The sequence below is a fragment of the Desulfosporosinus acididurans genome (assembly GCF_001029285.1).
In the GTDB taxonomy this organism is placed as follows: Bacteria; Bacillota; Desulfitobacteriia; order Desulfitobacteriales; family Desulfitobacteriaceae; genus Desulfosporosinus; species Desulfosporosinus acididurans.
In genome coordinates, this window is sequence record NZ_LDZY01000038.1 from 1 (window position 1) to 6,938 (window position 6,938).

General features: G+C 38.3%; 6 protein-coding genes, 1 rRNA gene, 2 pseudogenes and 1 riboswitch. Of the genes and pseudogenes, 4 read left to right on the plus strand and 5 right to left on the minus strand.

What is annotated here, in order from left to right; translation table 11 throughout:
• A 16S ribosomal RNA gene (locus DEAC_RS21835) occupies positions 1-724 on the minus strand; the annotation flags it as partial.
• Between the two features lie 768 nt (positions 725-1,492).
• On the opposite strand from DEAC_RS21835, the pseudogene DEAC_RS23430 reads away from it, so the two are divergent.
• Positions 1,493-1,627, plus strand: a pseudogene (locus tag DEAC_RS23430) (AraC family transcriptional regulator); the annotation flags it as partial.
• A 192-nt stretch (positions 1,628-1,819) separates the two neighbouring features.
• Here DEAC_RS23430 and DEAC_RS21840 read toward each other — a convergent pair.
• From DEAC_RS21840 to DEAC_RS23125, 3 genes are all read right to left on the minus strand, one after another.
• Positions 1,820-2,128, minus strand: coding sequence for a type II toxin-antitoxin system RelE/ParE family toxin (locus DEAC_RS21840; protein WP_047812183.1), 309 nt, complete (start codon positions 2,126-2,128; stop codon positions 1,820-1,822).
• Between the two features lie 64 nt (positions 2,129-2,192).
• Positions 2,193-2,333, minus strand: coding sequence for a hypothetical protein (locus tag DEAC_RS24020; RefSeq protein ID WP_200903179.1), 141 nt, complete (start codon positions 2,331-2,333; stop codon positions 2,193-2,195).
• Between the two features lie 66 nt (positions 2,334-2,399).
• Entirely contained in the window at positions 2,400-2,558 is a 159-nt protein-coding gene (locus DEAC_RS23125) for an aspartyl-phosphate phosphatase Spo0E family protein (RefSeq protein WP_083996445.1), read from the minus strand.
• Between the two features lie 614 nt (positions 2,559-3,172).
• A riboswitch (cyclic di-GMP riboswitch) is annotated at positions 3,173-3,258 on the plus strand.
• A gap of 136 nt (positions 3,259-3,394) precedes the next feature.
• Here DEAC_RS23125 and DEAC_RS21845 point away from each other — a divergent pair.
• Positions 3,395-3,775, plus strand: a complete 381-nt coding sequence (locus DEAC_RS21845) for a response regulator (RefSeq protein WP_047812184.1) — start codon at positions 3,395-3,397, stop codon at positions 3,773-3,775.
• 275 nt (positions 3,776-4,050) lie between these two features.
• On the opposite strand, the gene DEAC_RS21850 is transcribed toward DEAC_RS21845, so the two are convergent.
• Entirely contained in the window at positions 4,051-5,295 is a 1,245-nt protein-coding gene (locus DEAC_RS21850) for a two-component system sensor histidine kinase NtrB (RefSeq protein ID WP_047812185.1), read from the minus strand.
• 752 nt (positions 5,296-6,047) lie between these two features.
• Here DEAC_RS21850 and DEAC_RS21855 point away from each other — a divergent pair.
• Both DEAC_RS21855 and DEAC_RS22490 read left to right on the plus strand, forming a co-directional pair.
• The gene (locus tag DEAC_RS21855) at positions 6,048-6,353 is read left to right on the plus strand and encodes a zinc-ribbon domain containing protein (protein ID WP_083996447.1); all 306 of its coding nucleotides are present in this window, start codon (positions 6,048-6,050) and stop codon (positions 6,351-6,353) included.
• Positions 6,354-6,496: 143 nt separating this feature from the next.
• A pseudogene (locus DEAC_RS22490) lies at positions 6,497-6,938 on the plus strand (transposase); the annotation flags it as partial.

A 6,938-nucleotide genomic window follows, 5' to 3' on the forward strand; every position in this document is an offset into this window, starting at 1 on the left:
CTACGCATTTCACCGCTACACGTGGAATTCCACTTTCCTCTCCTGTCCATCAAGACTATCCCAGCTTTCCGGATGCACTCTCCAGGGTTGAGCCCTGATCACCTTTCAACACCCGGACTTAAATACCCGCCNCGNGCCCTTACGCCAATCATCGACACGCTCGCCCCTACGTATTACCGCGGCTGCTGGCACGTAGTTAGCCGGGGCTTCCTCCTTAGGTACCGTCATGTCTCCTCCATATTCCTGAAGAAACCGTTCTTCCCTAAAAACAGTACTTTACAATCCGAAGACCTTCATCATACACGCGGCGTTGCTCCGTCAGACTTTCGTCCATTGCGGAAGATTCCCCACTGCTGCCTCCCGTAGGAGTCTGGGCCGTGTCTCAGTCCCAGTGTGGCCGTTCACCCTCTTAGGCCGGCTACTGATCGTCGCCTTGGTAGGCCTTTACCCCACCAACTAGCTAATCAGACGCGGGTCCATCCATCATCGGCAGCATATTCAGAGGCCGCCTTTCCTTATACGTTGATGCCAACCTATAAGCGTATCCGGTATTAGCCCTCGTTTCCAAGGGTTGTCCCGGTTTGTTGGGTAGGTTACCCACGCGTTACTCACCCGTCCGCCACTAAGATCCTTCTAAGTAAACTTAGAATTCTCTCCGTTCGACTTGCATGTGTTAAGCACGCCGCCAGCGTTCGTCCTGAGCCAGGATCAAACTCTCCAAAAAAGTTATTTCAACTTCCTTAAAGAAGATGATGACTTGCTCATGATTCCATGATTCTTTTGAAACTCTTCCGAGTTTCTCTCATTGGCTGTCCTTGTTGTTTAGTTTTCAAAGACCACAGCTTTTGGGGCCGGAACTGTATACTATCATTTTAAACTTTTGTTGTCAATAACCAATTCAGATTGTTATCCTTAACCAATCGCTTGGCTAAATTTAGCTGGGGATACATAGTAGCATGTTCGGCTTACGTTGTCAACAGCTATTTAACGTCGTTTGGCGCTCAAGTAGAATTTCACAAATTAGTTCGTTATGTCGCTAAGATCCCTCACTCTTCTTTCGCCCTCTAAAACTCCCATGTGGGCCACAGCAAAACCCTTCTGTTTCTTTAGCATCATAAAAACTACCGGTTAAAATCAACCACCCTTTGAACTGTCCAGTAGCGACAGATACTAATTACTACCCTCATCATATCATCCTCAATAGACATTCTTTTGTTAACCTATCCCTCGGAGTATTGAGAATCCTTCTCTAAAAAACAAAACACGCCAGACCTTCCATAAAATATGGTACAATCTGACGATTACTGTTTTCTAATTTTCACAATCGGCCCCAGTAAATTGTTACACAACCCTTTAAAATTTGCATGTGGAGATATCGCTTTTATGATGAGTAATCAGCTTAACTACATAATTCAAACCTGTCATCAGAACGCATTTAAAGACAGGAAAAATAAGTAGCAGTGATCTAATATAGAAATAGAGGAGGGGCTTTATGGATTGGCTTGACGCAATGAACAAGGCTGTAGAATATCTAGAAGCTAACATTACTGAAAAGTTGGATATTGAGAAGGTAGCGAAAATCACCTTATCATCTTCGTTTCATTTTCAGCGTATGTATCATACGATTCAGCACCACAGGCGGCTTTTAGAGTGTCTGTTTTCTTAATCGAACCACGGTCTCAACATGGGATGATGTTACTTCATTGTTACTTCATTGTTAATTCATCAGGGGTAAAAATCCCCTCATCTCGTTTGTGTTTTTTCGGTAAGATACTAATAGTGTTCAAAATAGAAGTTTTAGTGAGATGTCTACACTCCCCTATATCAATAGAATATAGTTTTGCGCTCCATAGAAAAACCTATAAATAATTACAATTTTTTTCATCTCATCCACCTTATAAACCAGAACATAGTTATTAATTGTCACCTTGCGATAACCGTCTGCTTCTAAACGAACGTCATGACATCTTTCATACATAAACGGTTTACTATTTAAAAACCCGTAGCATCTTTCAACATCATCTAAGAATGTTGCTGCAGCCATGGGATTATCGAGTTGAATAGCGATATACGAAATGATATTGTCTAGGTCTTCATTAGCAAGTTCAGTAACTACAAGCCTATACACAAAAAAGCGACCTCAGCACTTGAAGGTCACTTTACTTTACTTTACTTTACTTTACTTTATTTATTTATATTAATTCATCGAACCATTGAAAATACTCATTTTCTAACTGTCCTACGGTAAACTTATTTCTTGCATCCATTAATTCAGGGTTAATTTCGCATTTATCGGTATCACGAAGTAAGATTATTCGCTCTGGTGCGTCCATAAGTCTCCCCCCTAACACATGATCATATTAAGTATGTATGATAACTTTTATAAAACTATTCTCAACTTAAGCAACATCTCTCATGCTATAGTACACATTTAATAATAAATCGAGCCTCTGGCTAAGTTGAACAACTTCAGGGTCGACGAGTGGTTTATTTGACCCCAAAGTATTTAATTTTCCTCGTAAAATCTCAATAGACTTCAGTATTTCTACAACACTCATTCATCGTCTCACTCCAAATGGTTAATTTAGACATTATCTTAACACAATTGCTATTATATTCCGGGTGTTGATTAGAATCAATCCATCCGACAATATCTGCCATCTTATTATATTTAAGGAAAATTATGAAACGATAATAAATTTCAATCGTTTTTGTACTAAAATTCATCACATGAAACCTTTGATGCGAAAGATCCCTGTAAAGCCCAAAACAGAATCTTTTCCTCTCTCAAGAGAAAGGATTTCAGAATCTTACGAAGAATATTCTTAACATTATGTAAAACATGCCACTTATTCCCTAAATCATAGTACCGATTAGAAAAGAAACAACTCACCCAACAAGGACTATCTAAGAAATCTTTTGTCATGAAGATGATAAAAACGAAAGAGAGATGGATGCCTTTTGAAACAGAGAGTTCTTTACTAGTGGTTGATGACAATCCGGGAATTCGAATACTTCAGCAATATCTCTTTTTTCCCTTAAATAGACTAATATTTTCCCATTCAGTCAAAATAAGGTGTGTCTGAACTCATTGCGATTAAAATTTTTGTTGTAATTTGTAGAAGATATGATTACAATATAGGAAATAAGTCCTACTCCTTTTAGGACTATACGGTTTTTAGAGCAAATTGTTCGAAAGTACAGACGCAAAGCCATAGGGTCTAACTTCCATGGGAATATGACAGCCTGGCTGCAAACTGTGAAATGTAAGCAGCTTTTTCGTTGCTTACATTTTTATTTTCGAGAAGTTACTATTTATTAGTCTAGGATTAAATCTCACTATCCCAATAAACGATGTTGGTAAAAACACTCATCGAGAGGGAGATGGATTTACTTGAGTCGGCGTTCTTTACTAATTGTTGATGACAGTCTTGGGATTCGAAGTCTCTTAAAAGCCCTTTTTTCTTCTAAAGGGTACATTGTACATACTTCGAGTACAGGACTCGAAGCACTGGAATTGGCTAAAAAACAGTTACCGGATCTAATTATATCGGACATTAAAATGCCGGGTATCAGCGGCATAGAGCTTCGGGAGAGATTACTTAGTGCCAATCCTGACATCAAGGTCATCTTAATGTCTGCATATGCAGATCAACAAGAAATGGAGGAATTAGCTCGTCATTACAAAATCGATTACGTTTTAGATAAACCGTTTGATTTGGAACATTTAAGTGTTGTTGTTGATGGCCTATTGAATGAGACGATACTCCAATAAAGCTCTATATTTATAGTTAAATTTACCCATACCTACCAGCATTGCTGTGGGGCGGTTTTAAATTTAAAGGTATTTGTAGATGGTCTAGGGTATAGCATTTATTGGCAGATCCTTTAATCTTCTTATAACTTCTATCACTATGCTGAGGGTTTTCCCTTTTACAGTGACGAAATTAAACAAGTGACTTCTACTAGCACTGCAAATGAAGTCACTTCATAATTTTAATTTCTACCGGAAATAAATGGATATAGCAAAGGATGGAAGAACGTAAAAACTCAGGCAGTAACAGGAAAGCGTACAAAAAATGTTGTTTTGCCAGAGCTACTTTTAAAATCGATTTTCGCTTTATGTCGATCAGCAATATTATAACAAGTGACTAATCCTAATCCAGTCCCATTTTCTTTGGTCGTAAAAAACGGTGTCCCCAGTTTTTCAGAAGCTTCTCCACTGATACCAGACCCTTCATCTTCAACAGAAAATACAACCTGCTGGTCCGCAATGTATGTGCTTAATTTAAGCGTTCCACCGGCTTGCATTGCCTCCAATCCGTTGCGGCATAAATTGAGAATTAATTGTGAAATCTCTTTGGAGTTTAAGAGAATATCCGGTGTTTCCCCCGCTTCATACTTGATTTTCTTATTCTGACTGTATGCGTCGGCTTCCAGTAATGGATACAAATTTCGAAGTATATCGTTAATGTTTTGGTAATGGCTCTCCATGGGACTATTTCTGACAAACGACAAGAATTCCGTGATAATCGAGTTCGCACGATCAAGTTCTTCAACCATAAGGTCAAGCGTTGTTCTAAGAGCTTGAAACTCCATTTTTTCTCCTAACAATTGGAGATATCCGCGTACCGTTGTCATTGGATTCCTGATTTCATGGGCTATACCCGCTGCCATTTGCCCCACAATATTCAGACGCTCAAGACGCGACATCTCTGAATGCAACCGCGATAATTCTTGCTCGGCCTCTTTACGTTCTGTGATATCATATAGAGTTCTTATCACAAGCATTGAACCATCAATATCGCGAAATGGCTGGAACGTAACATCATAAAACCTATTATTAAGAAATACTTCCTCTCTGCTAAAGGGTAGTTCACATGTAAACGACTTTTTTACTAAACAATCATTACAAGGGCTTTTTTTATTGCCTACCTCATAACAGTATTTTCCTTCGCACTCTCCATATTTCATAATATAATTTCGATTTGCAAATCGAATTTTAAACTCTTCATCTAGAACAATCATTAGACCCGGAAGACTATTAAGTAGGGCATGTAAACGATTTTTTTCTTCGATTCCTAACTCTTGTTGTCTTTTCTGTTCGTTAAATGTTTTTTTTAGAAGATGCCCAATAACGCCCCCAAATATCATATAGGACAAAATGACGATAGTCCATGAATATAAAAATGGATAGTTATTGGTATCTTGCCAACGATCAAATAAAAAGGTAATGATTCCAAGTACTAATCCGAAAACTATGAATAGGTGAGTAAACATTTTTTTCTCAATCATAACATTTCCCCGCTATCCAAAATTACATTTCCCAGAAATATTCCTAATTTAGGACTATTTCTACATTTATCATCATAACCCTTCATTAAACTGTAATTTTCTAGAATTTTAATTAAAAAAGACCCTCCTCACGAAAAGCAAGACAGGGACTTTTAGACTTATGGGATAGACATTTAATCCACAATCCCGCTCAGTTTTGTATACTAAAAGTTAGCAAGCAACAAATAATTATCTCCAATAATTCAACATTTTTTCCAGACATCACTTCTAATCTTAGGTAGAAAATTATCTTTCTTTACTGAAAAACAAAAACGCGCCAAACCTTCCATACAAATATGGAACAATCTGGAGATTTGGGCATCTGTTTTTAGTGAATTAATAAGAGTAATCCTCTTATATGGCATCCGTCACTCTTTCCTATAATTCAAACCTTCGAAGCTATCCCTCATATAACAACTCCCCATAGGTAAAGGCATCCGTCCTGCAGGATTGAAAGAGTACGCCAGCTGACCGACGGCTAGCGTTTATGACATGGCAGGTATTTGGGCTTGAGGGTAGCGAGGGGCGTGAGTGAATTCGGTATTGGAGAAGTTTTAAATATTTCCGAATAATTGGTTGTGGGTTAGCCTCTATTCTGCTATACTATGAGGTGCTCGTTAGAAAATGTGGATATCCAAAACCTTCTTAATTGCCTAAAGCTATGGGAAGATTACATCCCACACCTGCGGGCAGAAAATTTAGGAGGTTTTTTTATGTTTAACGACAAAACCCTTGTTTGCAGAGATTGTGGTCAAGAATTCGTTTTTTCGGCCAATGAACAAGAATTCTATGCTGAAAAAGGATTCACTAATGAACCTGGTCGTTGCCCATCCTGTCGTGCAGCCCGAAAGCAACAAACTCGTGGTAATGGTGGCGGATACGGCCGCCAGCAACGAGAAATGTTCCCAGCAGTTTGCGCTGAATGCGGAAAAGAGACCATGGTTCCTTTCCAACCATCCGGTGACAAACCAGTTTATTGCCGTGACTGCTTTCAATCACAGCGACGCAATAATTGGTAAATCGTTCAAAAAAACTTCCCTAGCTTAGAGCGAGGCCACTGAAAAAGTCCTTATAGTAAAAAGGTATAACACCTCATAATATAGAGGAAGTTATACCTTTTTTGTTTTATAATTATAGTATCAATTTCATGTAGGTGAGTTCTATGATTCAAAAACAACAATCAATGATCCTCAGTCCATTTATGGATATATATAATATAGTCGTACCAAAGGATAATCTATTGAGAAAAATGAACGAACTGGTTGACTTCTCCTTTTTTGTATGACGAACTTAAAGATAAATATTGTCTTGATAACGGTCGAAATGCCATCGACCCTATTCGGATGTTCAAATATTTATTGTTGAAGACTATCTATGACTTGTCGGATGTTGATGTAGTTGAGCGTTCAAAATATGACATGTCTTTTAAGTATTTTCTTCATATGGCACCAGAAGAGGCAGTTATTGAGCCGAGTTCATTGACCAAATTTCGCAAACTGCGTTTGAAAGATCTCAACCTTTTGGATATGTTGATCAATAAAACCGTAAAAATTGCGATCGAAAAGGAAATCATCAAAAGCAAAGCTATTATCGTTGATGCCACT

Coding starts and splice junctions, on each gene's coding strand:
- DEAC_RS24020 (WP_200903179.1), bottom strand. CDS start 2,333: ATGGACGCACCAGAGCGAATAATCTTACTTCGTGATACCGATAAATGC.
- DEAC_RS23125 (WP_083996445.1), bottom strand. CDS start 2,558: ATGAGTGTTGTAGAAATACTGAAGTCTATTGAGATTTTACGAGGAAAA.
- DEAC_RS21850 (WP_047812185.1), bottom strand. CDS start 5,295: ATGATTGAGAAAAAAATGTTTACTCACCTATTCATAGTTTTCGGATTA.
- DEAC_RS21855 (WP_083996447.1), top strand. CDS start 6,048: ATGTTTAACGACAAAACCCTTGTTTGCAGAGATTGTGGTCAAGAATTC.